Origin of the sequence: Streptomyces puniciscabiei (assembly GCF_006715785.1) — a bacterium.
Taxonomy (GTDB): domain Bacteria; phylum Actinomycetota; class Actinomycetes; order Streptomycetales; family Streptomycetaceae; genus Streptomyces; species Streptomyces puniciscabiei.
This window is the reverse complement of record NZ_VFNX01000002.1, coordinates 774,456-798,408: the sequence shown is the minus strand read 5'-3', so window position 1 is coordinate 798,408 and position 23,953 is coordinate 774,456. Positions and strand designations below refer to the sequence as shown.

Annotated in this window: 19 protein-coding genes and 1 pseudogene; 8 read left to right on the top strand and 12 right to left on the bottom strand. The window is 71.5% G+C overall.

Going from position 1 to position 23,953, the window contains the following annotated elements; genetic code table 11:
- Window positions 1-352: 352 nt before the first annotated feature.
- The 3 genes from FB563_RS34610 to FB563_RS34600 form a co-directional block, all read right to left on the bottom strand.
- Window positions 353-1,726 carry an NAD(P)/FAD-dependent oxidoreductase gene (locus tag FB563_RS34610; RefSeq protein ID WP_055707909.1) on the bottom strand — a complete coding sequence of 458 codons (1,374 nt, stop codon included), beginning with the start codon at window positions 1,724-1,726 and terminating at the stop codon, window positions 353-355.
- Window positions 1,727-1,927: 201 nt separating this feature from the next.
- Entirely contained in the window at window positions 1,928-2,362 is a 435-nt protein-coding gene (locus FB563_RS34605; RefSeq protein ID WP_055707902.1) for an ATP-binding protein, read from the bottom strand.
- 241 nt (window positions 2,363-2,603) lie between these two features.
- Entirely contained in the window at window positions 2,604-4,502 is a 1,899-nt protein-coding gene (locus FB563_RS34600) for an AMP-dependent synthetase/ligase (protein ID WP_055707903.1), read from the bottom strand.
- Between the two features lie 150 nt (window positions 4,503-4,652).
- Between FB563_RS34600 and FB563_RS34595 the strand changes: the two genes are divergently transcribed.
- Complete coding sequence (locus tag FB563_RS34595) at window positions 4,653-4,886, top strand: DUF6480 family protein (protein WP_055707904.1); 234 nt, start codon at window positions 4,653-4,655, stop codon at window positions 4,884-4,886.
- 33 nt (window positions 4,887-4,919) lie between these two features.
- On the opposite strand, the gene FB563_RS34590 is transcribed toward FB563_RS34595, so the two are convergent.
- The 6 genes from FB563_RS34590 to FB563_RS34565 all read right to left on the bottom strand — a co-directional run bounded on the left by FB563_RS34590 (window position 4,920) and on the right by FB563_RS34565 (window position 13,818).
- Window positions 4,920-6,008: a glutamate--cysteine ligase 2 gene (locus FB563_RS34590; RefSeq protein ID WP_055707905.1), complete on the bottom strand. Its 1,089-nt coding sequence runs from the start codon at window positions 6,006-6,008 to the stop codon at window positions 4,920-4,922.
- Between the two features lie 94 nt (window positions 6,009-6,102).
- A complete protein-coding gene (glgB, locus tag FB563_RS34585) occupies window positions 6,103-8,304 on the bottom strand; it encodes a 1,4-alpha-glucan branching enzyme (RefSeq protein WP_055707906.1) in 2,202 nt (733 codons plus the stop codon).
- Window positions 8,305-8,308: 4 nt separating this feature from the next.
- Complete coding sequence (locus tag FB563_RS34580) at window positions 8,309-9,673, bottom strand: maltokinase N-terminal cap-like domain-containing protein (protein WP_055707907.1); 1,365 nt, start codon at window positions 9,671-9,673, stop codon at window positions 8,309-8,311.
- Between the two features lie 31 nt (window positions 9,674-9,704).
- A complete protein-coding gene (gene treS, locus FB563_RS34575; RefSeq protein ID WP_055707908.1) occupies window positions 9,705-11,423 on the bottom strand; it encodes a maltose alpha-D-glucosyltransferase in 1,719 nt (572 codons plus the stop codon).
- Window positions 11,420-13,411 (bottom strand): alpha-1,4-glucan--maltose-1-phosphate maltosyltransferase, encoded by a 1,992-nt coding sequence (locus FB563_RS34570; protein ID WP_142219150.1) that lies wholly within the window; start codon window positions 13,409-13,411, stop codon window positions 11,420-11,422. Before FB563_RS34570 ends, treS begins: the two co-directional genes overlap by 4 nt.
- A 107-nt stretch (window positions 13,412-13,518) precedes the next feature.
- Window positions 13,519-13,818, bottom strand: coding sequence for a DUF5133 domain-containing protein (locus FB563_RS34565; RefSeq protein WP_055708622.1), 300 nt, complete (start codon window positions 13,816-13,818; stop codon window positions 13,519-13,521).
- 330 nt (window positions 13,819-14,148) lie between these two features.
- Here FB563_RS34565 and FB563_RS34560 point away from each other — a divergent pair, with 330 nt between their 5' ends.
- Both FB563_RS34560 and glgX read left to right on the top strand, forming a co-directional pair.
- Window positions 14,149-14,706 carry a hypothetical protein gene (locus tag FB563_RS34560; RefSeq protein ID WP_055708621.1) on the top strand — a complete coding sequence of 186 codons (558 nt, stop codon included), beginning with the start codon at window positions 14,149-14,151 and terminating at the stop codon, window positions 14,704-14,706.
- The gene (glgX, locus tag FB563_RS34555) at window positions 14,703-16,847 is read left to right on the top strand and encodes a glycogen debranching protein GlgX (RefSeq protein WP_107100739.1); all 2,145 of its coding nucleotides are present in this window, start codon (window positions 14,703-14,705) and stop codon (window positions 16,845-16,847) included. Before FB563_RS34560 ends, glgX begins: the two co-directional genes overlap by 4 nt.
- On the opposite strand, the gene FB563_RS34550 is transcribed toward glgX, so the two are convergent.
- Complete coding sequence (locus FB563_RS34550) at window positions 16,848-17,657, bottom strand: VOC family protein (RefSeq protein WP_055708620.1); 810 nt, start codon at window positions 17,655-17,657, stop codon at window positions 16,848-16,850.
- Window positions 17,658-17,785: 128 nt separating this feature from the next.
- Between FB563_RS34550 and FB563_RS34545 the strand changes: the two genes are divergently transcribed.
- Entirely contained in the window at window positions 17,786-18,100 is a 315-nt protein-coding gene (locus FB563_RS34545) for an ANTAR domain-containing protein (RefSeq protein ID WP_055708619.1), read from the top strand.
- Between the two features lie 13 nt (window positions 18,101-18,113).
- On the opposite strand, the gene FB563_RS34540 is transcribed toward FB563_RS34545, so the two are convergent.
- The gene (locus FB563_RS34540) at window positions 18,114-18,905 is read right to left on the bottom strand and encodes an RNA polymerase sigma factor SigF (RefSeq protein ID WP_055708624.1); all 792 of its coding nucleotides are present in this window, start codon (window positions 18,903-18,905) and stop codon (window positions 18,114-18,116) included.
- Between the two features lie 260 nt (window positions 18,906-19,165).
- On the opposite strand from FB563_RS34540, the gene FB563_RS34535 reads away from it, so the two are divergent.
- The 4 genes and pseudogenes from FB563_RS34535 (at window position 19,166) to FB563_RS34520 (ending at window position 22,830) form a co-directional block, all read left to right on the top strand.
- A complete protein-coding gene (locus FB563_RS34535) occupies window positions 19,166-19,651 on the top strand; it encodes a MarR family winged helix-turn-helix transcriptional regulator (protein ID WP_055708618.1) in 486 nt (161 codons plus the stop codon).
- Between the two features lie 828 nt (window positions 19,652-20,479).
- Window positions 20,480-21,295, top strand: a pseudogene (locus tag FB563_RS34530) (ABC transporter ATP-binding protein); the annotation flags it as partial.
- Window positions 21,255-22,115 (top strand): ABC transporter permease, encoded by an 861-nt coding sequence (locus FB563_RS34525; RefSeq protein ID WP_055708617.1) that lies wholly within the window; start codon window positions 21,255-21,257, stop codon window positions 22,113-22,115. The pseudogene FB563_RS34530 and the gene FB563_RS34525, both read left to right, overlap by 41 nt.
- A gap of 190 nt (window positions 22,116-22,305) precedes the next feature.
- On the top strand, window positions 22,306-22,830 hold the full coding sequence (locus FB563_RS34520) for a hypothetical protein (RefSeq protein WP_055708616.1): 525 nt from the start codon (window positions 22,306-22,308) through the stop codon (window positions 22,828-22,830).
- 99 nt (window positions 22,831-22,929) lie between these two features.
- Here FB563_RS34520 and hemC read toward each other — a convergent pair whose 3' ends face one another.
- Window positions 22,930-23,865, bottom strand: coding sequence for a hydroxymethylbilane synthase (gene hemC, locus FB563_RS34515; RefSeq protein ID WP_055708615.1), 936 nt, complete (start codon window positions 23,863-23,865; stop codon window positions 22,930-22,932).
- Window positions 23,866-23,953 lie beyond the last annotated feature (88 nt).

The following is a 23,953-nucleotide window of genomic DNA, read 5'->3' as shown; positions in this document are numbered from 1 at the left end:
GCGCCGGTCCCGGGCCGGGTACGGCATCCTGGCCGGGCGCGCCGCATCGGGGGCGGGGGTGACGCGCCGGATTCTGCCGGGTTTCCGCGGGGGGCGGGTGCCGACGGGGTGCCTGGCCGCGCCGGGCTCCCGTACCAGGTCGCGAGCCGGGACGGTGCGCCGCGCCTGCGGATCGGGTCACGGCCGTGCGGCGGTGGCCGCGGAACGAACAGAGCCCCGCGCCCTTGACCGAGTCGCGGCACGACCAGTTCGCGCCGATGCCCTGTTCCCCGTCCATATGACCGGTGCCGGCCACCGGTGAGGAACGCCGGCCCCGGGCAGGCGACCGGCGGCGTCGACGATCCGGTTCACCTCACGGGTTGTCGGCGCCGGTGCCGTCCACCCGTGCCCGTACCTGCTCCGGTGTCAGATACGCGTCGGTGAACTCGAAGTCCTTCAGCCGGGCCGGCTTGCGGGCCTGGAAGCCCGTGCGGACGAAATCGTCGCCGGCGACCGCGTTCAGCAGCCAGTTGGTCATCACCCGGGCCTTGGCGACATTGGTGCGCAGCGCCGACCAGTGGTAACCGCGGGCGACCACCTGGGCCGGCACCCCGCGCAGCTCGACGCCGAGCGGCTTGGACACCGCGTCCTTGCCCCCGAGGTCGACGACCAGGCCCAGGTCGTGATGCACGTACGGCTGCATCGGCGCGCCCCGCAGCGTCGCGATGACGTTGTCCGCGACCTTCTTGCCCTGCCGCATGGCGTGCTGCGCGGTCGGCGGGCACACCGCGCCGTCGCCCTTGGTCAGGTCCGGCACGGCGGCCGAGTCACCGAGCGCGAACACCCCGTCGTGGCCCGGCAGGCACATCTCGGGGGTGACCGCCAGCCGGCCCCGCACCGTCTCCGCGCCGAGCGTGGCGATCAGCGGGCTCGCGACCACGCCCGCCGTCCAGATCAGTGTGTGTGTCGGCACCACCCGGCCGTCGGTGAAGGTGACCTCCGCCGCGCCGGCCTTGTCGATCGACACGCCCAGCGACACCTCGATGCCACGCCGCCCCAGGATCTCCTGCGCGCTGCGGCCGAGCTTCTCGCCGAGCTCCGGCATCAACTTGGGCGCGATGTCGATCAGATGCCACTTGATCAGGCCGGGATCCAGCCGCGGGTAGCGCTGTACGGCGGCGTGCGTCAGCCGTTGCAGACAGGCGGCGGTCTCGGTGCCGGCGTAGCCCCCGCCGACCACCACGAACTGCAGCCGCGCCGCCCGCTCCGCCGGGTCGTCACTGGCGTCGGCGAGATCCAGCTGCGAGATGACGTGGTCGCGGATGTAGGCGGCCTCGGCGAGGGTCTTCATGCCGAAGGCGTGCTCGGTCAGCCCCGGGATGTCGAAGGTGCGGGTCACGCTGCCGGGTGCCAGCACGATGTAGTCGTACGGCTCGTTGACGATCTTGTCGTTGATGGTGCGGACGACGCACACCTTGGCCTTCAGATCCACGCCGATCGCGCCGCCCGGGATGATCCGGGTGCGGTACTTCTTGCTGCGGCGCAGGCTCAGGGCGATCGACTGCGGCGTGAGCACGCCGGAGGCGACCTGGGGCAGCAGGGGCAGATACAGCTGGTAGGACTGCGGCGTCACCAGGGTGACGTCGGCCTCGGCGGGCGCGAGTTTGCGCTCCAGACGGCGGACGCACTCGACTCCGGCGAAGCCTGCGCCAACCACCAGGATCCTGGGTCGTGTCACGGTGTTCATCCCTTTCTGCGGCTCCAGGCGGTCCGACTCCACACCGTTCGTCTGCCCTGGATCGGTGCGCACCACCTGTGATCCCACCGTGCCCCGAGCCGTCCCGCCAGCCGGGTGCGGCAGGCAGACGAACGCGTGGGCACCAGCATGCCCCCGCTGGGGCTGGAGTAACCGGTTGTCGCACAGATACACGTCGTACACGTGCCGCGGTCACCAGGGGAGGAACACATGGATGTCCTTGCCCTCGTCATGGACGACGACGCTGACCTGCGTGCACAGCGTGTGCACCAGGTGCCAGCCGATTCCGCCGCCGCCCGTGCGCGGGTGGAAGGGCCGCGGTTCCGGCTTGGTGGTGCTCGTGTCGCGCATCGTCACGTGCACGCCGTCGAAGGTGCGGCGCATCCGCAGACCGAACGGCCCGGGCGCGTACTGGATCACGTTGGCGGCCAGCTCCGTGACGACCAGCAGGATGTCGTCCCAGTACTCGGGCGCGGCGGGCGGGGCCTGGGTGGCGAGCGCGCACAGGAAGTTCTCCGCCGCGAGCCGGGCCTCCGTGACATTGCGCAGTTCACCGTCGAAGGAGAAGGTGCGCTCGTACCCGTCCTCCGAGGGCGGTGTGTCGTTCCCACGCGGCTCCGTCGCCATCTCGCATTCCCCGGTCCCGGTCGGTCAGGGCCGTGGCTCGGCCCTGTGACCAGGACGGCTGTCGGTGCTGATCTCATTCTGTGCCTGCGAGTTCCCGCAGCCGGGCCGGATATCCGTCCGCATCGGTCGGGTCCTGCAGTCGGACTTCCTCCTCGTGGCCCTCGGCCGGAAGGTGCCCCGGCCGCGCGACGCCATGCACCCGCCGCCTGGTGATCCCGACGATGTTCCCGGACGGCGGGCGTCAGCGGAAGACGTCGTCCTGCTCGTCCCAGTCCGCCGGCTCCTGCGGCCATCGCGCCGCCCGGGACCGCGCCTGGTACATGGCGTCGATCTCGGCGGCGTAGTGCCGCACGATGGCGTCCCGGCGCAGCTTCATCGACGGGGTGAGCAGTCCGTTGTCCGTGGCGAACGGCTCCGGCAGCACCCGGTAGACCCGGATGGACTCCGACCGGGACACGGCGCTGTTGGCGGAGGCGACGGCCCGCGCGATCTCCTCCCGCAGCGCGCTCTCCTCACGGCTCTCCCGGCCGGGACTGTCGCCCGGCAGTGCCAGGGTGCCCCGCCAGTGCGCGAGGAAGTCCGGGTCCAGAGTGATCAGGGCGCCGACGCAGGGCCGGTCGTCGCCGATCACGACCGCCTGGTGGACCAGCGGATGCATGCGCAGCCGCTCCTCCAGCGGCGCCGGGGCGACGCTCTTGCCGCCGCTGGTGACGATGATGTCCTTCTTGCGCCCGGTGATCGTCAGATAGCCCTCGGAGTCCATCCGCCCGATGTCCCCGGTCGCCAGCCAGCCGCCGCGCAGCACGGCCCGCGTCGCCGGCTCGTCGCCGGCATACCCCTGGAACACCGACGGGCCGCGCACCAGGATCTCCCCGTCGTCGGCCACCTGCATCTCGGTGCCCGGCAGCGGCCGGCCGACCGTGCCGGACTTCTCCCGGCCGAGCGGCTGCATGGTGATCCCGCCGGAGGCCTCGGTGAGGCCGTACCCGTCGTGGACGAACACCCCGATGCCCTCGTAGAACAGCGACAGTTCCCGGCTGAGCGAGGAACCGCCGGAGGTGCCGCGCACCACCCGCCCGCCGAGCGCCGCGCGCAGCCTGCGGTACACCGTCCGCTCGTACAGGGCGTGTTGCAGCCTCAGCTCGAACCCCGGCCCCGGCCCGGTGCCCAGCCGCTGGCGCTCCTGCGACTCGGCGAAGTCCCGCGCGGTCTGCGCCGCCCGCTCGAACAGCGCACCCCGGCCGGCCTGCCCGGCCGCCTGCAGGAACTTCTTGTAGAGCTTCTCGAACACCGACGGCACGCCGTACAGGTACGTCGGCCGGAACGTGGTCAGCGCCGACGCCAGCGACGCCTCGGTCAGCTCCGGCTCGTGCCCCATCAGGGCACCGCCGCGCACGCACATCAGCATGATCATGAGGCCGTACACATGGGAGAACGGCAGAAACGCCAGCACGGACGGCTGTACGCCCGGCGGGGCCGCGGTGTGCAGCCAGCCGGCCAGCAGCGTGTCGCAGGGGTAGGCGAGGTTGCGGTGGCTCAGCGCGCAGCCCTGGGGACGGCCGGAGGTGCCGGAGGTGTACACGACCGCCGCGGTGGCGTCCGGCAGCACGATCCGGCGCAGCGACTCCACGGTGGTGTACGGCACGACCGTGCCCAGCTCGGCGAGTTCGGGCAGCGCGTCCGCGTCCAGCTGCCAGACGTGGCGCAGCCGGGGCAGCCCGGCGCACACCGTGCCGACGGTCATGACGCCCTGCTCGTCCTCCACGACCACGGCCACACAGCCGGCGTCCCGCAGGATCCACTCGACCTGGTCCCGCGAGGAGGCCGGATGGATGGGCACGATCTCGGCGCCCACGGTCCACAGGGCGTGGGCGAACACCGTCCACTCGTAGCGGGTACGGGACATCAGGGCCACCCGGTGGCCGGGGGAGATCCCGGCGGCGATCAGCCCCTTGGCCAGGTCGACGACCTCGTCGCGGAGCTCGACGGCCGTCACCTCCTGCCACACGGTGGCCGCCGAGTCCGCCCGGTGGGCGAGCACCGGCAGGGTGGGACTGCGCTCCGCGGTGTCGAAGACGCTGTCGGCGAGACCGCCGGTGAGCGGCGGGGCAACGGCGGGAGCGAGGGCGACGTCGGGCATGCGCTGCTCCTGGGTGTACAGAGGGTCACACCGCCGACCGGCTCGGTGTCGGCGGTGCTCGAATGTAGCCCAGCGGAACGTGTTCGGTGCCGCGAACGAGGAAGTCGTGATCGGCTGATGATGCGGCCGTGTCCTGGGGACTCGGCAGACATGAGTCATGTGAACCCCGATCCGGAACCGGAGCGGACCACCGGGCTGGAGCCCGGGGGCTCGGTACCGCCCGGCGAGACGCCGCCCGCCGAGAGCAGCATGCCCGAGGCGGGGCCCCAGGAGACGCACAACCCGCCCCGCGGGTGGGCCAAGGCGCCGCTGACGCTGATCCTCGTCGTCGTCGCCCTGGTCGCGCTGTTCTTCCTGGTGTACGCCCTGGTGCTGATCTTCTGACCGCGGGCGGTGAGCCCTGGTCACGCCCGGCGGTCAGCCCTGGGTACGCCGGACGCACTCGGTGACGACCTCCCGCAGGCCGCCGCCGTGCTCCAGCAGCCTGCGCTGCTCGCGGGCCCCGTTGCCGCGCCGCAGCAGCTCCGTGATGCCTTGTTCGGCCCGGTCCGCGTCGCCGGTCGCGGTCAGCGCGTCCCCGGTGTGGGCGAGCAGCGACCGCAGCACCTGTGGCGCGGGTTCGGGCCGCATGGCCGCCGGGTCGAGCAGGTTCTCCTCCAGGCCGAACCGGGCCGCCTGCCAGTCGGCGAGCCGGAGCAGGCTCACGCTGTGGCCGGGCGCCGGCCGGCCGGCCCGCCAGTCACGTGCGGCCGTCTCCACCAGCGCGCGGGTCAGCGTCGCGATCAGCACGGCGGTGTCCGCGCCGAGGCACACGTCCGCCACCCGGACCTCGACGGTGGGATAGCGGGCGGACAGCCGCGCGTCGAAGTAGACCATCCTCGTGTCCAGCACCGCCCCGGTGGCCACCATGTCCGCCACCCGCTGGTGATACCGCTCGGCCGACGTGAACGGCTCGGTCGGCCCGGCCGACGGCCAGCGGTTCCACACCTGACTGCGGTAGCTGGCGTAGCTGGTGTCCCGGCCCTGCCAGAACGGCGAGTTCGCACTGATCGCGCGGAGGACCGGGAGCCAGGGGCGGATCCGGTCGAGGACGGCGATGCCCTCCTCGTCGGACTCCACGCACACATGCACATGGCAGCCGCACACCAGCTGCTCCCACGTCGGTATCCCGTAGTGCTCGGCCAGCCACTGGTAGCGGTCGTTCACGCTGAGGGCGGGGCTGACCGGCAGGGGAGAGGTGGCCAGCGCCACCACCGCGCAGCCGAGCTCCCCGGCGTGCCGCGCCGCCTCCTTGCGGCAGCGCACGATCTCCTCGCCGAGGTCCGCCATGTCCGACTGCGGATGAGTGGCGAACTCCAGCATCTGCCGGAACAGCTCCTTCTCGAAGACCTCCTGCCCCGGATCGTCATGGGCGACCCGCGCCAGGACGGCCGCCGCCAGTGCCTTCGGCTCGCCGCTGTCCGGGTCGACCAGAAGGAGTTCTTCCTCCACTCCCACGGTGCGCACGTGGTGCCACCCTTCCGTGTCCATGCCACGACGGGCAGTCGAGGCTCTGTACGACCCCCGACTGCCCCTGGGCGGGCAGCCGACACCTGTGGTTTCAGTGCTCCGGCGCCAGCCAGACCGTGGCCAGCGGCGGCAGCGTGAGCGTCAGGAACCCGTCCTCGGGCTTCAGCAGCCCCTCGTCGCCGACCCCGCTGCCGCCGTAGCGGAGGTCGTCGGTGTTCAGCCCCTCCTGCCAGGCCGGGATCTCCTCGCCGGTCCACAGCCGGTAGTCGTGCCGGACGACCGGGGAGAAGTTCGACACCGACAGCAGGGGGGAGCCGTCGGCGGCGAACCGCAGGAACGCGAAGACGTTGTCGTCCGCGGCGTCGCCCAGCACCCACCGGAAGCCGCCCGGATCGGTGTCCCGCTGCCACAGCGCCGGGGTCGCCCGGTACACGGTGTTCAGGTCCCGTACCAGGTCCCGCACGCCCCGGTGGTCCCCGGCCGAGTGGTAGTCGTCGCCGAGCAGCCACCACTCGGGGCCGTGCGCCTCGGACCACTCCGCCCCCTGGGCGAACTCCTGGCCCATGAACAACAGCTGTTTGCCCGGATGAGCCCACATGAAGCCGAGATACGCGCGGTGGTTCGCGCGCCGCTGCCACCAGTCGCCCGGCATCTTCGACACCAGCGCCTGCTTGCCGTGCACCACCTCGTCGTGGGAGATGGGCAGGACGTAGTTCTCGCTGTACGCGTACACCATCGAGAAGGTCATCTCGTTGTGGTGGTACTTGCGGTGCACCGGCTCCTTCTGGATGTACTGCAGCGAGTCGTGCATCCAGCCCATGTTCCACTTCAGCCCGAAGCCGAGCCCGCCGCTGTCCGTCGGCCGGGTCACCCCGTCCCAGGCGGTGGACTCCTCGGCGATGGTCACCACGCCCGGGCAGCGCCGGTAGACGGTGGCGTTCATCTCCTGCAGGAAGGCGACCGCGTCCAGGTCCTCCCGCCCGCCGAAGACGTTCGGCTCCCACTGGCCGGAATCCCGCGAGTAGTCGAGGTAGAGCATCGAGGCGACCGCGTCCACGCGCAGCCCGTCGATGTGGAACTCCTGGCACCAGTACACCGCGTTGGCGACCAGGAAGTTGCGTACCTCGGTGCGGCCGTAGTCGAACTCGTACGTCCCCCAGTCCGGGTGCTCGGCGCGCGTCGCGTTCCCGGGTTCGTAGAGCGGGTCCCCGTCGAACCGGGCCAGCGCCCAGTCGTCCTTGGGGAAGTGCGCCGGCACCCAGTCCATGATCACGCCGATGCCGGCCCGGTGCAGGGAGTCCACCAGGTGTCTGAAGTCGTCCGGCGAGCCGAGGCGGGGTGTCGGCGCGTAGTAGGAGGTCACCTGGTAGCCCCAGGAGCCGCTGAACGGATGCCCGGCGACCGGCATCAGCTCGACATGCGTGAAGCCCATCTCCTTCACGTATGCGGGCAGTTCCTCGGCGAGCTGGCGGTAGTTCAGCCCTGGGCGCCAGGACGGCAGATGCACCTCGTACACGGAGAACGGCGCCTGGTGCACGGGCGTGTCACCCCGGTGGGCCATCCACTCCGCGTCGCCCCAGTCGTACGCCGAGGCCGTGACGATCGAGGCCGTGTCCGGCGGCACCTCCGTGCACCGCGCCATCGGGTCGGCCTTGAGGAACCGGTGGCCGTACCGCGAGGTGATCTCGAACTTGTAGCGGGCGCCCTCGCCGATCCCGGGCAGGAACAGCTCCCACACCCCGGACGCGCCGAGCGACCGCATCGGGTACTGGGTGCCGTCCCAGTACGTGAAGTCCCCGGCCACCCGCACGCCCTGGGCGTTGGGCGCCCACACGGTGAAGCGGGTGCCGGTCACGCCCTGGTGCGTCATCGGCTCGGCGCCGAGCGCCTGCCACAGCTGCTCGTGCCGGCCCTCACGGATCAGGTGCAGGTCCAGCTCGCCCAGGGCGGGCAGGAAGCGGTACGGATCGTGCACCTCCTGCTCGGCGTCGTCGTACGTCACCAGCAGCGTGTACGACGGGATCTCCGCGTACGGCAGGACGGCCGCGAAGAGACCGTCGCCCTCCGAGCGCAGGGGGCTGCGCACTCCGTCGACCACGACGTGCACGGCGCGCGCGTTCGGACGCAGCGCCCGGAACAGGGTGCCGCCCGGGACCGGGTGGGCGCCGAGCAGGGCGTGCGGATCGTGGTGGGCGCCGCCGAGCAGCCGGCCGTGGTCGGCCGGGTCGAGCGGCGGGGCCGGGGCCGGCGCGGGGCCGGCGGCCTCGGGACGCGAGGTGTCGCGCAGGGCCATGACGTCATCCTCCCCACACGGCGAGCCGCTTGATCGCCGCCATCGGTACCGGCAGCCAGTCGGGCCGGTGTCTTGCCTCGTACAGCACCTCGTAGACCGCCCTGTCCGTCTCGTGCGCGCGCAGCAGCGCGTGCTTCTTGCGTGGATCCCAGCCGGCGCTGGCCGCGTAGCCCGCGCAGAACGCCTCCCGGCAGCGGCGCGCCCATTCGGGTCGCCAGGGGCGGCGCTGCCGGGCCGCGTAGTCGAAGGAGCGCAGCATCCCCGCCACGTCCCGTACGGGGGAGTGCGGGGCCCGCCGCTCGGCGAGCGGCCGGGACGGCTCGCCCTCGAAGTCGATGACGAACCAGTCACGGCCGGCCTGCAGCACCTGCCCGAGGTGCAGATCGCCGTGGATGCGCTGGGCGGGCGGCCCCGTGTCGCAGGTGGCGAGCGCCCGGAACGCGGCCCGCAGCCCCGGCACGTAGGGCACCAGCCCCGGCACGGCGTGCGCGGCCGCGTCCAGCCGCGCGCACATCGCCTCGGCCGTACGGCCGTTCTCGCCCGGCCCGGCCGGACCGAACGCCTCGGCCAGTGCGAGGTGCACCTCGGCCATGGCCCGGCCCAGTGCGCGTGCCTCGGCGGTGAAGTCGTCACCGGCGGCGAGCGCGCGCAGCGCCAGCGTCCAGCCGTCCGTCGCGTCCGGCAGGAAGGGCTGCAGCACGCCCAGAGTGGCGGGTTGCGGTGCGGTCGTACCGAACCAGGCCACCGGCGCCGGCACCCGGGTGCACCCCTGTGCGGCGAGCGCGGCCGTCACCTCCAGGTCCGGGTTGACGCCCGGCTGGATCCGGCGGAAGACCTTCAGGATGTACGCGTCGCCGTAGACGATCGACGAGTTGGACTGCTCGGCGTCCAGCAGGCGCGGCGGCAGACCGCCGGGCACGGGGGCGGCCGGGTCGGCCTCGAACCGCAGGGGGCCGGCCGCGCCGGGCTGCCGCAGCCGCTCCAGCAGCAGGTTCGCCGAGCGCGGGTCGTGCAGCGCGTCGTAGACGGCGAGGCCGGCGAACGGGCCGTGCTCGGCCCGGCCGATGTACGCCCGCTCCAGACGCGGGGCGAGGTGTTCGCGCAGACCGAGCAGCAGCTGGTAGCAGTCACCGGGCGGGGAGCTGCCTCCCGGCGTGGGAACGGGCGCGTGCGAGGCGTGCACCAGCAGATGCAGACACCCCGGGAACAGTTCGGTCACGGAGAGCACCGACAGATCGGTGACGGGCCGGTCCTTGCCCGCGAACCAGCGTTGCCTCGGCAGCCATTGGCGCAGCAGCCCGCCGAGCGAGGCCAGGGGCCCGTCGAGACCCGCCACCGTTCTCGGTCGGACAGTGATGGTCTTCGGCATGGTGACGCGTCCTTTCCTCGGCGCCGGTCGGTCAGCGACGGCGGCCGATGCGGGATGCGACTCGGGTGAGCCGGAACCAGTAGAAGCCGTGGCCTTGCAGGGTCAGCAGGTAGGGGAGCTCACCGATCGCCGGGAACCGGACGCCGCCGATCAGCTCGACCGGGTGCCGGCCGTCGTAGGCCCGCAGGTCGAGTTCGGTGGGCTGCGCGAAGCGGGAGAAGTTGTTGACGCACAGCACCAGGTCGTCGCCGTACTCGCGCAGGAATGCCAGGACCGCCGGGTTGGAGGACTGCAGTTCCGTGAACGAGCCCAGTCCGAAGGCGGGGTTCTGCTTGCGGATCTCGATCATGCGGCGGGTCCAGTGCAGCAGGCTGGACGGCGAGGACATCGATGCCTCGACGTTGGTGACCTGGTAGCCGTAGACCGGGTCCATGATCGTCGGCAGATAGAGTCGCCCCGGATCGCACGTCGAGAAACCGGCGTTGCGGTCGGGGGTCCACTGCATGGGGGTGCGGACGGCGTCGCGGTCGCCGAGCCAGATGTTGTCGCCCATGCCGATCTCGTCGCCGTAGTAGAGGATCGGCGAGCCGGGCAGTGACAGCAGCAGGGCGGTGAACAGCTCGATCTGGTTGCGGTCGTTGTCGAGGAGCGGGGCCAGGCGGCGCCTGATCCCGATGTTGGCGCGCATCCGTGGGTCCTTCGCGTATTCGGCCCACATGTAGTCGCGCTCTTCGTCGGTGACCATCTCCAGGGTCAGCTCGTCGTGGTTGCGCAGGAAGATGCCCCACTGGCAGCCGGAGGGGATGGCCGGGGTCTTGGCGAGGATCTCGGAGACGGGGTAGCGCGATTCACGCCGTACGGCCATGAAGATGCGCGGCATGACCGGGAAGTGGAAGGCCATGTGGCACTCGTCGCCGCCGGAGGAGTAGTCCCCGAAGTAGTCGACGACGTCCTCGGGCCACTGGTTGGCCTCCGCCAGCAGTACGGTGTCCGGGTACATCGCGTCGATCTCGCGCCGGACCCGCTTCAGGAACTCGTGGGTCGCGGGCAGGTTCTCGCAGTTGGTGCCCTCTTCGGCGTAGAGATAGGGGACCGCGTCGAGCCGGTAGCCGTCGATGCCGAGGTCCAGCCAGAACCTCAGGGCCGCCAGGATCTCCTCCTGGACCGCTGGGTTCTCGTAGTTGAGGTCGGGCTGGTGCGAGAAGAAACGGTGGAAGTAGTACTGGCCGCGCACCGGGTCGAAGGTCCAGTTGGAGGCCTCGGTGTCGACGAAGATGATCCGGGCGTCCTCGTACTGCTTGTCGTCGTCGGCCCACATGTAGTAGTCCCCGTAGGGGCCGTCGGGGTTCCTGCGGGACTCCTGGAACCACGGGTGCTGGTCGCTGGTGTGGTTCATGACGAAGTCGATGATCACGCGCATGCCGCGCTGGTGGGCGGCGTCCACGAACTCCACGAAGTCGGCGAGGTCACCGAACTCCGGCAGGACGGCGGTGTAGTCGGAGACGTCGTAACCGCCGTCCCTGAGCGGGGACCTGAAGAACGGCGGCAGCCACAGACAGTCCACGCCGAGCCACTGCAGATAGTCCAGCTTGGCCGTCAGACCCTTCAGGTCGCCGATGCCGTCGCCGTTGCTGTCCTGGAAGGAGCGGACCAGGACCTCGTAGAAGACGGCGCGCTTGAACCACTGCGGGTCCCGGTCCTTGGCGGGAGTGTCCTCGAAGGTGTCGTGCACGGGTTCGTTGACGGTCATGAGGCCGCGGGCCCTCCGTTCCGGGGCGTCGAACGCCCGACGTGGAGCACGTGCGCCGGCGCGCTGCCGGGCGTCAGGCGCACGTAGTTGGTCCTGCCCCAGTGGTACGTCTCGCCCGTCAGTTCGTCGTGCACGGACAGGGCAGAGCTCCAGTCCAGGCCGAGTTGCGGCATGTCCAACGAGACCGTGGCCTCCTGGGTGTGGTGCGGGTCGAGATTGACGACCACGATGACCGTGTCCGTACCCGCGCTCTTGCTGTAGGCGAGCACGGCATCGTTGTCGGTCCGGTGGAAGCGGAGGTTCCGCAGGCGCTGTAGCGCGGGGTGCTGCCGTCGGATGGTGTTGAGCCGGGTGATGAGCGGGGCGATGGTCCGGCCCTCGCGTGCGGCCGCCTCCCAGTCGCGCGGCCTGAGCTGGTACTTCTCCGAGTGGAGGTACTCCTCGCTGCCCTCCCTGAGCGGGGTGTTCTCGCACAGTTCGTAGCCGCTGTAGACGCCCCAGGTGGGGGAGAGGGTCGCGGCGAGCACGGCCCGCACCTCGAAGGCCGGGCGCCCGCCGTGCTGGAGGTAGGCGTGCAGGATGTCCGGGGTGTTGACGAAGAGGTTCGGCCGCATGCAGGCCGCCGCCTCCCCCGACAACTCGCCCAGGTACTCGGTCAGTTCCTGCTTGCTGTTGCGCCAGGTGAAGTACGTGTACGACTGCTGGAAGCCGATCTGGGCCAGGGTGTGCATCATCGCCGGCCGGGTGAACGCCTCCGCCAGGAAGATCACGTCCGGGTCCGTGCCGTTGACCTCGGCGATGACCCGCTCCCAGAAGACGACCGGCTTGGTGTGCGGGTTGTCGACGCGGAAGATCCGCACGCCGTGGTCCATCCAGTGCCGCAGGATCCGTACCGTCTCGGCGACCAGGCCGTCCATGTCCGCGTCGAAGGCGATCGGGTAGATGTCCTGGTACTTCTTCGGCGGGTTCTCCGCGTACGCGATCGTGCCGTCGGGCCGGTGATGGAACCACTCGGGGTGTTTCTGCACCCAGGGATGGTCGGGGGAGCACTGGAGGGCGAAGTCGAGGGCGATCTCCAGGCCGTGGGAGCGCGCCTGGGCCACGAACCAGTCGAAGTCCTCGATCGTGCCCAGGTCCGGGTGGACGGCGTCGTGGCCGCCCTCGGGGGAGCCGATCGCCCAGGGCACGCCCACGTCCTCGGGCCCGGCGGTGAGCGTGTTGTCGGGCCCCTTGCGGAAGGTGGTGCCGATGGGGTGGATGGGCGGGAGGTAGACGACGTCGAAGCCCATCTCCGCGATCGGCTTCAGCCGGCGCGCGGCCGTGCGGAAGGTGCCGTGCGGCTGCTCGGCCGTGCCCTCCGAGCGCGGGAAGAACTCGTACCAGGAGCCGTACAGGGCGCGTTCGCGCTCCACCAGCAGCGGCATCGGGTCGGAGGCGGTGACCAACTCCCGCAAGGGATAGCGGCTCAGCAGCGCGTCCACCTCGGGCGACAGGGCCGCCCGCAGGCGCTCGTCGACCGACAGGGAGTCGTCGCCGAGGGCCTGTGCGGCGGCGCGGACGACGTTCCGATCCGGGCCCTTCGGCACTCCGGCGGCCGCACGCTCGTAGAGCTCGGCCCCCTCCTCCAGCACGAGCCCGATGTCGATCCCGGCCGGCACCTTGACCGAGGCGGTGTGCTGCCAGGTCGCCAGCGGATGGCTCCAGGCCTCCACCCGGAAGGTCCAGCGGCCCGTCACGTCCGGGGTGACGTCCGCACCCCACAGGTCACTGCCCGGGGACAGCTCCCGCATCGGCGTCCACGGGCCGCGGCGGCCCTTCGGATCGCGCAGGACCACATTGGCGCCCACGGCGTCATGCCCTTCACGGAACACGGTGGCCGTGACCCGGAAGGTCTCCCCGGCCACCGCCTTCGCCGGGCGCCTGCCGCACTCAACGGCCGGCCGGACGTCACGTACCGGTACGCGGCCGATGGCCGGGGTCCTGGGCATGTATCTCACCTCCGCCGTGCGCGAAGCCGGGCACCCGGCCCGGCTTCGCGATCCGAGAGGGGCCGACTCGCGCCGGCCCCGGGGGGAACGCCTTGTACGGTGCCAGGTCAGGGGCTTGGCGCCGTGGAACGCCGCTCCGGTGGCGGCGCTCTTCTGGCCGATCGGTGCGGCCGCGGCCGTCCGTCCTGCTCGCGCAGGTAGGTGACCAGATTGGTGCGCAGATAGCGTTCGGCGGCGTCCGCGGCCTCGCGGGCGCAGCGTTTGCCCATCAGTACGCACAGCGTGTAGCCCGAGTCCTCGAAGGTGGCCCGGACCGTGCGGTCGTGGGGCGAGGCGAGCATGACGCGCTCCCACGCCCGGTAACGCCGCAACGCCCGGGCCACTTCGGCCTTGGCGGGTAGCAGCATTGCCCTCTTCACCTTCCACGCTCTCGACTGGGCGCGTTCCCGACGGTCGGGTGGTGTCCGCGCGCGGGAGGGCACGGCACCGTTACGGCGATCGAGGCTTTCACTTATGGTGCACGGACGACGACGCAGCGTCTTGTTGGATCTTCAACGACGGATGGTGTGTCGGGGTCTCGTGTTGCACGAATGGCGTAGCACCGTCACCGTGGAGGTGACTCAGAAGCGATCAGCGCTCACGCTGTGTGTCCGGGACTCCATTCCCGGACTGGCATCCGGGATCCCTCCCGGACGGGCGAGGGGAGCGAGAGCTTCGCCGGTGAGGAGCAAGCGACGATGAAGACCGCAGTGCCCTGCTACTACCACCTCGACGTGGAAGTCAGCCCGGAACGGGTGGGTCAGGTCAGCCGCATCCTGGCCGCCCACCTCCGCTACTGGGACCTCGAGAACCTCGAGGATCCCGTCTGCCGCAGCGCGGAACTGCTGCTGCGGGCGATCGACGAGCACGCGAAGGACAAGCACACCTCCATCGAGATGTGGTGGAACGGCCAGCACCTCATCACCGCCTTCGGCGACGACGACCCGGACCTGCGCCCCGATCAGGACCTGCGGGCCTGCCTCGCGGACATCGCCGCCATGAGCGACGGCTGGGGCTGCTGCGCCTCGGACACCGGCAGCAAGATCATCTGGTTCTCGCAGCGCGCCCGCGCCGGCCAGCGCGTCCCGCTGGTGCCGACCGCCCCCTCGCCGACGCTGCGGGAGGGGCTCCAGGTGCCGCGCGAGGCGCCGGTCGCGGTGCTGGCCGCGCCGGCCGGAGCGGTGGACGACACGCTCGCGGCGCAGGTCGCCGCGCCGGCCGCTGTGGTGGACGACGCCCTGGAGGGCAGCCGGTGACCGCCCGCAAGCGACGCAAAGGGCTGCCCGTGTGGAGCGGGCAGCCCTACCCGTTGGGTGCCGCGTTCGACGGACAGGGCACCAATTTCGCCCTGTTCAGCGAGGTCGCCGAGCGGGTCGAGCTGATCCTCGTCGACGACGCCGGCAAGGAGACCCCCGTACGCCTGCACGAGGTCGACGGATTCGTCTGGCACTCGTACCTGCCCGGCATCGCACCGGGCCAGCGCTACGGCTACCGGGTGCACGGCCCCTGGCAGCCCTCGCTCGGCCACCGGTGCAACCCGCGGAAGCTGCTGCTCGACCCGTACGCCCGGGCCGTGGACGGCCAGATCGACAACCACGCCTCGCTGTACGAGCGCGCCCCGGACGGCCCCGCCCCGGCCGACAGTGCCGGGCACTCCATGCTGGGCGTGGTCACCGACCCGTACTTCGACTGGGGCGACGACCGCCCGCCCCGCACGCCGTACTCGGACTCGGTGATCTACGAGGCCCATGTACGCGGCCTGACCATGACGCACCCCGAGGTCCCCGAGCGGCTGCGCGGCACCTACGCCGGCCTCGCCCACCCGGCCGTCATCGAGCACCTGACCTCGCTCGGCGTGACCGCGGTGGAACTGATGCCGGTCCACCAGTTCGTGCAGGACGGCGTGCTCCAGGACCGCGGCCTGTCCAACTACTGGGGCTACAACACCATCGGCTTCTTCGCCCCGCACAACGCCTACGCCGCCTTCGGCAGCCGTGGCCAGCAGGTCAACGAGTTCAAGGCGATGGTCAAGGCGCTGCACGCGGCCGGCCTCGAAGTGATCCTCGACGTGGTCTACAACCACACGGCCGAGGGCAACGAGATGGGCCCCACGCTGTCCTTCCGGGGCATCGACAACGCGTCCTACTACCGCCTGGTCGACGGTGACTGGGCGCATTACTACGACACCACCGGCACCGGCAACAGCCTGCTGATGCGGCACCCCTACGTGCTCCAGCTGATCATGGACTCGCTGCGGTACTGGGTGACCGAGATGCATGTGGACGGCTTCCGCTTCGACCTCGCGGCCACGCTGGCAAGGCAGTTCCACGAGGTGGACCGGCTCTCGGCGTTCTTCGACCTGATCCAGCAGGACCCGGTGATCAGCCGGGTCAAGCTCATCGCCGAGCCCTGGGACGTGGGGGAGGGCGGCTACCAGGTCGGCAACTTCCCGCCACTGTGGTCGGAGTGGAACGGCAAGTACCGGGACGCCGTACGGGACTTCTGGCGGGGCGAGCCCGGCTCGCTCGGCGAGTTCGCCTCCCGGCTGACCGGATCCTCCGACCTGTACCAGCACAGCAGGCGCCGGCCGCGCGCGAGCGTCAACTTCGTCACCGCGCACGACGGTTTCACCCTGCGCGACCTGGTGTCGTACAACGACAAGCACAACGAGGCCAACGGCGAGGACAACCGGGACGGCGAGAGCCACAACCGGTCCTGGAACTGCGGAGCGGAGGGCCCCACCAAGGACCCGGCCGTCCTCGAACTGCGGGCCCGGCAGCAGCGCAATCTGCTGGCCACGCTGCTGCTGTCGCAGGGCATCCCGATGCTCTGCCACGGTGACGAACTCGGCCGCACGCAGCGGGGCAACAACAACGCCTACTGCCAGGACAACGAGATCTCCTGGATCGACTGGGAGCTGACGGAGGAGCAGCGCGGCCTCGCGGACTTCACCCGGCACGTGATCGCGCTGCGTGCCGCGCACCCCGTGCTGCGACGGCGCCGCTTCTTCCACGGCGAGACCGTGACCAACGCCAGGCAACCGCTGCCCGACCTGATGTGGCTCAGGCCCGACGCCCGCGAGATGACCGCCCGGGACTGGCAGCGCGGCGACGCGCACTCGGTGGGTGTGTTCCTCAACGGCGACGCCATCGCCGAACGCGACGCCTATGGGCGCCGGATGGTCGACGACTCCTTCCTGATGCTCGTCAACGGCTACTGGGAACCGGTCGACTTCCGCCTGCCCGACGACACCTTCGGCGAGCGCTGGACGACCCTGATCGACACCGCCGACCCGGACGGCATCCCCGACGAGCGCGAACGCAAGGCCGGCACGAGGCTCCGTGTGGAGGCCCGCAGTCTCGTTCTGCTGTCGCGTCCGTCCCGGGTGGCGAGCTGATCAGCGCAGCCGGCGTGAGGTGACGGTGAACTGGGCCCCGTCGGCGTCGCGGAGGATCGCCTCGTCCTCGTCCTCGCTCAGCACGCTGCCGCCGTGCTTCTCCGCCGCCCGGGCGCAGCCGGTCACGTCCGCGACGGCGAAGTGGATCTGCCAGTGCGGCCGGACGGAGGGGTCCGGGGCGGCCTCCACCGCGCCCGAGTCGATGCGTGCCACGACGTCGCCCTGGCTGCGCAGCACCACCTCGCCGCCCTCGTACTCCACCTCGCAGCAGCCCGGCACCCCTGTCGCCCAGTCGAGGATCTCGCCGTAGAAGATCGCCGAGTCGAAGGCGTTGCGGGTGTGCAGCCGGATGAAGGTCGGTGACGCCCGCCGCCAGGCCTCCCAGTTGCCGACCAGTTCCCCCTGCCAGATCCCGAAGGTGGCCCCGTCCCGGTCGGCGAGCAGGGCCGCCCGGCCGGGCGGGAAGGACAGCGGCCCGACGGCGGCCGTACCCCCGCGCTCCCGGGCCCGGGCCACGGCCACATCGGCGTCCGGAACCGCGAAGTACGGCGTCCAGGCCACGGCCATCTGCCACATGGCCGCCACGGCGGCGATCCCGGCCACCGGCACCCCGTCCGCCAGGGCGATACGGAAGTGCTCGCCGAGTTCGGCGCCGCGCCAGCGCCAGCCCAGGACGGCCGAGTAGAAGTCCTGGGTGGCCTCGAGGTCACGGCTGGTCAGGCTGACCCAGCACGGGGCACCGAAGACGGAGTGCGTGGAGACGACGTCTCGTTTCCGCGGTCCACCACTGACGGGGGCGTTGTCGTTCATGTCAGTCGCGTCCTGCTCTCGGGGCCGGGCGGCCACCGCTCTCGCACCAGTGTCCAACCGGAAGCGGGTGGGCTGCCTGTCGAGTACCCGCGGTGGCACCGGTCCAGGCAGGCGAGCACGATGGGGGCATGGGCGCGAGCGAGTCCGAGCGGATCTCCGAGTTGCAGGCCGAGGTCGACCAGATGAAGGAGGCCGTGATCTCCCACGCGGTCGTCGACCAGGCGATCGGGATGGTGGTGGCCCTGGGCAGGGTGACGCCGGACGAGGGCTGGGAAGTACTGAGGGAGGTCTCCCAGCACACCAACATCAAGCTGCGCAACATCGCTGAGCTGATCCTCATCTGGGGCCGCCGCGGCGAGATCCCGTCCGATGTGCTGACCGCGCTGGAGGACGCTCTGGACCGGTACGGCCCCACTCAGGTGCCCGAGGCCTCGCAGGAGTGAGGCCTCTGCGGGCTCAGCGGACCTCGGCGAGCAGTTCCTCGCGCAGCCGGTCGAAGCAGCTGCTGAGCAGCCGTGAGACGTGCATCTGTGAGATGCCCAGCTGCTGGGCGATCCGGCTCTGCGTCATCCCACGGAAGAACCGCAGGTAGAGGATGATGCGCTCGCGTTCGGGCAGTGCCTCCAGACAGGGCCGGACGGCGGTGCGGTCGATCACGAGCTCGTATCCGGGGTCGAGGCCGCCCAGGGAGTCCCCGAGCGCGTAGCCGTCGGTGCCGGCCACCTCGGCGTCCAGGGACAGCGCGGAGAAGCACTCGAGCGCTTCCATGCCGGTGCGCACCTCGTCCTCGGTGAGCCGGGTGTGGGCGGCGATCTCCGCCACGGTGGGCGGGCGCCCCGAAGTGCTCTGGGCCAGTTCCTTGCCGGCGGCGCGGACCCGGTTGCGCAGGTCCTGCACCCGGCGCGGCACGTGCAGCGTCCACATGTGGTCGCGGAAGTGGCGCTTGATCTCACCGGTGATGGTGGGCACGGCGTACGCCTCGAAGGCGCGGCCCCGCCCGGGATCGTAGTGGTCGACGGCCTTCACCAGGCCGAGGGCGGCCACCTGGTACAGGTCCTCCAGCGTCTCCCCGCGGCCACGGAACCGCACGGCGATCCGCTCGGCCATGGGCAGCCACAGCTGGACCAGTTCATCACGCAACGCCCGCCGCTCGGGGCCGTCGGGCAGCGTCGCGAGCCGCTCGAAGGACTCCGCCGTGTCGGGGGCGTCGTCGTGGGGATGGGAGGTGGTACTGCCGGTGACACGCATGGTGCGCACCTCTCTCAGCAGGTGCTGGATCTACAGACACCGTGGGAGGCGCGCTCGGACCGGGAAAGGGGGAAGCGGGGCGTGCGGCAAAGAGCCGCCTCCCACGGACGTGCCTCCGGTCCGAAGCACTGTTCGTCCTTTTCCCGCTCTCGGACATCACAAAACAATTAAGTACAAATAGGATGCGATCAGATCCCTTTGCCCTGCCCTTGGCCTCACTTGGCCGGGCATTACCTCTGTAGCAGAGATAATCTTCTGGCATGGAGACCGAGGCGTCGCGGCGAGCGACAACGGAGTCCGACACCTTCCCGGAGGAACTGGCGGACGCGCTGGTGCGCATCCAACGGCTGATCCGGCGGCGGCTGCGCGGCGAGCTCAACGGGCCCCGGCTGCGCGGTGCCGAGGTGGAACTGCTCCGGCTGGTCGAGTCCCGCCCCGGCATCGGCGTCTCGGACGCGGCGAAGGCCCTGCACCTGGCGGGCAACTCCGTGTCGACCCTGGTCAACCAGCTCGTCCGGGGCGGACACCTGCTGCGCGAGACCGACCCCGCCGACCGGCGCGCGGCCCGGCTGCGGCTGACCGCGCCCGCCGAGGAACGGCTCGGCGACTGGAGGCGACGCCGGGCCGAACTCGTCGGCCTTCACGTGTCCCGCCTCGACGACACCGATCGGGAGGCCCTGCGGGCGGCCCTGCCCGCGCTGCGCAGGCTGGCGGCCGGCCTGCACGAGGAGGCCGAGGAAGCATGACGGGAGGCCGACGATCATGACGGAGGTCCAGAACCCATGACGAGGGACAGCACGGACACCCCCGACGACGCCGGCCCCACGGACAGCCGCGGCGACGCCGGCACCGCTGCCGCCCCGGTAGCCGCCGTCGGCACCAGTGACGCCCCTGGCGATGTGGAGACCGCCGACAGCCCCGGCGATGGGGTGGACACCACCGGCACCACTGGTGACGCCGCGAACACCCCGGACGTACCTGCCGCAGTCGGCGGCGTCGGTGCGGCCCCTGGCCGGTCCACCGAAGGCCCCGGGGCAGCCACCGGCTCCGCCGGAACCGGCGAGGCGGCCTCCGGATCCGCCGCCACTGCCCCACCGGCCGAAGCGGCGCGTCCCGCAGCCACCCCCGCCCCCGTCGACGTACCTGCCGCAGTCGGCGGCGTCGGTGCGGCCCCTGGCCGGTCCACCGACGCCCCCGGAACAGCCACCGGCTCCGCCGGAACCGGCGAGGCGGCCTCCGGATCCGCCGCCACTGCCCCACCGACCGAAGCCGCGCGTCCCGCAGCCACCCCCGCCCCCGTCGACGTACCTGCCGCAGTCGGCGGCGTCGGTGCGGCCCCTGGCCGGTCCACCGAAGGCCCCGGGGCAGCCACCGGCTCCGCCGGAACCGGCGAGGCGGCCACCGGATCCGCCGCCACTGCCCCACCGACCGAAGCCGCGCGTCCCGCAGCCGCCCCCGCCCCGGTCACCGACGCCGTCGATGCAGCCGCCGAAGTCGCGCAACCCGAGGCCGCCCCTGGCGTCGATGCAGCCGCCGAAGTCGCGCGCACCGGGCCCACCGGCACCCCGGTCGCCGATGCCGTCAGCTGTACCCGGCTCGCCTACGCCTTCGGTGACACGCTTGCCGTCGACGGGCTCGACCTGGCCGTTCGGGAGGGGGAGGTGTTCGGGCTGCTCGGTCCCAACGGGGCCGGGAAGACCACCGCCATCCGCTGCATCACCACCCTCCTGCCGGTCCCGGCCGGCATGGTCGGTGTGTTCGGGCACGACGCGGCGAAGGAGCGGATGGCGGTGCGCCGGCTGCTCGGCTACGTCCCGCAGCAGCTGTCCGCCGACAGCGGGCTCACCGGCCGGGAGAACGTGGCCCTGTTCGCCCGGGTCTTCGACGTGCCCCGCCGCGAGCGTGCCGAACGGGTCGGCCAGGCGCTGACCGCCGTCGGGCTCACGGACGCCGCCGACCGGCTCGCCGGGACCTACTCCGGCGGCATGGTCCGTCGCCTGGAGCTGGCCCAGGCGCTGGTCAGCGCGCCCAGGCTGCTGATCCTCGACGAGCCGACCATCGGACTCGACCCCATCGCCCGTACCGGCGTCTGGGAGCACATCAACGCCGTCCGCGCGGCCACCGGCATGACCGTCCTCGTCACCACCCACTACATGGACGAGGCCGACCAGTACTGCGACCGCGTCGGCCTGATGCACCGCGGCCGCCTCCGCGCCCTCGGCACCCCGGCCGAGCTGCGCCGCGACCTCGCCGAACGCCAGGGCACCGACACTCTGCCCACGCTGGAGGACGTCTTCCGCGACGTCGCCGGCAGCGGCCTCGACGACCACTCCGGAGGAGGTTTCCGCGATGTCCGCAGCACCCGCCGCACCGCGCGCCGCGTCGGCTGACCGCACGCCCGGCAGCGACACCGCCCTGCTGCTCCGCCCGCCCGTGCCGCGCGCCGGCTGGCGGCTGCTGCCCGCCCGGGTCGTCGCCATGTGCGCCGTCGAGCTGCAGAAGCTGCGGCACGACCGTACCGAGCTGTACACCCGCGCGGTCCAGCCCGCCCTGTGGCTGCTGATCTTCGGTCAGACCTTCACCCGGATCCGGGCGATACCCACCGGCGGCGTCCCGTACATCGACTTCATGGCGCCCGGCATCATCGCCCAGTCGGCGATGTTCATCGCGATCTTCTACGGCATCCAGATCATCTGGGAGCGCGACGCGGGCATCCTGAACAAGCTCCTCGTCACCCCGACCCCGCGTTCGGCACTGATCACCGGCAAGGCGTTCGCCGCCGGGGTGAAGTCGCTGATCCAGGCGATCGTCGTGATCGTCATCGCCGCCCTGCTCGGTGTCGCCCTGACCTGGAACCCGCTGAAGCTGCTCGGCGTCGCCCTCGCCGTGGTCCTCGCCTCCGCGTTCTTCTCCTGCCTGTCGATGACCATCGCCGGCATCGTGCTCAGCCGCGACCGGCTGATGGGCTTCGGGCAGGCGATCACGATGCCGTTGTTCTTCGGCTCCAACGCCCTGTACCCCGTCTCGGTGATGCCGGGCTGGCTGCAGGCCGTCAGCACGGTGAACCCGCTGAGCTATCAGGTCGACGCCCTGCGCGGCCTGCTGCTCGGCACGCCCGCGCACCTCGGCACCGACTTCGCCGTCCTCGCGGTGGCCTCCGCGCTCGGCATCGCGGCGGCCTCCTCACTGCTCGGCCGGCTGGCCCGGTGATCTTGCCGCGGACGTGATGTGCGGCACGCGCGGGTACCCCCGCCGAAAGCGCCGCGAACGCATCCTTCCTGGGCAGCGCTTGATCAGCGATCAAAGCGGGCGAACTCCCTGGCCAGAGCGCATTCTGCGCATTTGACAGTGCGCTCGGCGCACAGATAGACAGCAGCTCTCGGAGGTCGAGAGGGGCACTGTGTACGAGCCGAACGTGGTCGGGGACTGGCAGGAGTACGACGAGCATGCCGGTCTGCGGGTCCGCGTCCACCGTCTGGAGGCCGCGGAGCCGCCGCGCGGACGTGACGACGCCGCCGCCGGTCTGACGTACTTCAGTGTCCGGGTGACGGTGGAGAACCGCGGTGCCCGGCACTACGGCATCCACCTGGAGGACGGCCAGCTCGACGTCCGGGTCGGCTCCGACGGCGAGAGCGCGTTCATCGACTGGCGCAACTCGCAGTTCATCGAGGGCTTCGACGTCTATCCGCTGCGCCGGGCCACCGCCGTGCTCTACGCCGCCGCTCCCGAGGCCGCCCTGACCCACGTGGACGTGCAGGTGCAGCTGCGGGTGGAGGAGGAGTGGACCGACCGCCGGCTGTGGACCGGTGGCATCGGCGTCCTGGAGGCGACCACGGCGGCCGCCCCCGCGGTCGCCGGGCAGCACAGCCTGGCCCACCAGGTCAGCGCCTTCCTGAAGGACCAGACGGAGCCCGGCGCCGCCTGAGTCCTCCAGGGGGACCAGACGCGTCCGGTACCGCCTGAGTCCTCCTGGGCGACCAGACGGCGTCCGGTACGGCCTGAACCGGCCGGCGCCGCCCCGCGGTCAGTGCGGGATACCGTCGATGATCTCGCGCGCACCCTGCCGCAGCAGCGCCACCGCGACCGACGTGCCGAGCGTGGCCGGGTCCAGCCGTCCGGCCCATTCGTGGGCGTTCAGCCGGGTCTTGCCGTCCGGGGTGAACACACAGGCCCGCAGGGACAGTTCCCCGCCGCGGTCCACGCGCGCGTAGCCGGCGATCGGGCTGTTGCAGTGGCCCTGCAGCACATGCAGGAACATCCGCTCGGCCGTCGCCTCGCGATACGTGTCCGGGTCGCCCAGCCCGGTGACGGCGTCGATCACATCGGTGTCGTCCTCCCGGCACTGCAGGGCGAGGATGCCGGCACCGATCGGCGGCATCATCGTCTCGGCCGAGAGCACCTCGCTGATCACGTCCGTCCGGCCGATCCGCTCCAGACCGGCCACCGCCAGCAGCAGCGCGTCCGCGTCCCCGGCGGCCAGTTTCTCCAGCCGGCGGTTGGCGTTGCCGCGGAACGGCACGCACACCAAGTGCGGGTGGGTGGCGGCCAACTGGGCCACGCGGCGCACCGAGGACGTGCCGATCCGGGTGCCGGCCGGCAACTCGTCCAGGGTGAGCCCGCCCGGGTGGATCAGCGCGTCCCGGACGTCGTCCCGCTTCAGGAAGGCGGCGAACACCGTCCCGGCGGGCAACGGCCGGTCGGCGGGCACGTCCTTGACGCAGTGCACCGCGAGATCGGCCTCCCCGGCCAGCAGGGCCGCGTCGACCTCCTTGGTGAACGCCCCCTTGCCCTCGACCTTCGAGAGATCGCCGAGCCACTTGTCGCCGGTGGTCCTCACCGGCACCACCTCGGTGCGCACACCGGGGTGCAGCACGGCCAACTCGGCGCGGACCCGCTCGACTTGGGCCAGGGCCATGGGGGAGTCGCGGGAGACGATTCGGATGAGTTCCGGGACGGACATGGGGACACGATAGACCCTCCGGCCCGACGCCCGGTCGGCCCCACTCGCGCTGCGCGGGCGTCCCCCTTCGGTCACCGCCGGCCGTACG

Bases quoted from the DNA above. Each gene is read 5' to 3' on its own strand.
- FB563_RS34540 (WP_055708624.1), bottom strand. From the start codon at position 18,905: ATGCGTGTCACCGGCAGTACCACCTCCCATCCCCACGACGACGCCCCC.
- FB563_RS34580 (WP_055707907.1), bottom strand. From the start codon at position 9,673: ATGCCGAAGACCATCACTGTCCGACCGAGAACGGTGGCGGGTCTCGAC.
- FB563_RS34545 (WP_055708619.1), top strand. From the start codon at position 17,786: ATGGGCGCGAGCGAGTCCGAGCGGATCTCCGAGTTGCAGGCCGAGGTC.
- treS (WP_055707908.1), bottom strand. From the start codon at position 11,423: ATGACCGTCAACGAACCCGTGCACGACACCTTCGAGGACACTCCCGCC.
- FB563_RS34595 (WP_055707904.1), top strand. From the start codon at position 4,653: ATGAGTCATGTGAACCCCGATCCGGAACCGGAGCGGACCACCGGGCTG.
- FB563_RS34605 (WP_055707902.1), bottom strand. From the start codon at position 2,362: ATGGCGACGGAGCCGCGTGGGAACGACACACCGCCCTCGGAGGACGGG.
- FB563_RS34525 (WP_055708617.1), top strand. From the start codon at position 21,255: ATGTCCGCAGCACCCGCCGCACCGCGCGCCGCGTCGGCTGACCGCACG.
- FB563_RS34570 (WP_142219150.1), bottom strand. From the start codon at position 13,411: ATGCCCAGGACCCCGGCCATCGGCCGCGTACCGGTACGTGACGTCCGG.
- FB563_RS34600 (WP_055707903.1), bottom strand. From the start codon at position 4,502: ATGCCCGACGTCGCCCTCGCTCCCGCCGTTGCCCCGCCGCTCACCGGC.
- FB563_RS34535 (WP_055708618.1), top strand. From the start codon at position 19,166: ATGGAGACCGAGGCGTCGCGGCGAGCGACAACGGAGTCCGACACCTTC.
- hemC (WP_055708615.1), bottom strand. From the start codon at position 23,865: ATGTCCGTCCCGGAACTCATCCGAATCGTCTCCCGCGACTCCCCCATG.
- FB563_RS34560 (WP_055708621.1), top strand. From the start codon at position 14,149: ATGAAGACCGCAGTGCCCTGCTACTACCACCTCGACGTGGAAGTCAGC.
- FB563_RS34610 (WP_055707909.1), bottom strand. From the start codon at position 1,726: ATGAACACCGTGACACGACCCAGGATCCTGGTGGTTGGCGCAGGCTTC.
- FB563_RS34550 (WP_055708620.1), bottom strand. From the start codon at position 17,657: ATGAACGACAACGCCCCCGTCAGTGGTGGACCGCGGAAACGAGACGTC.
- FB563_RS34565 (WP_055708622.1), bottom strand. From the start codon at position 13,818: ATGCTGCTACCCGCCAAGGCCGAAGTGGCCCGGGCGTTGCGGCGTTAC.
- glgB (WP_055707906.1), bottom strand. From the start codon at position 8,304: ATGGCCCTGCGCGACACCTCGCGTCCCGAGGCCGCCGGCCCCGCGCCG.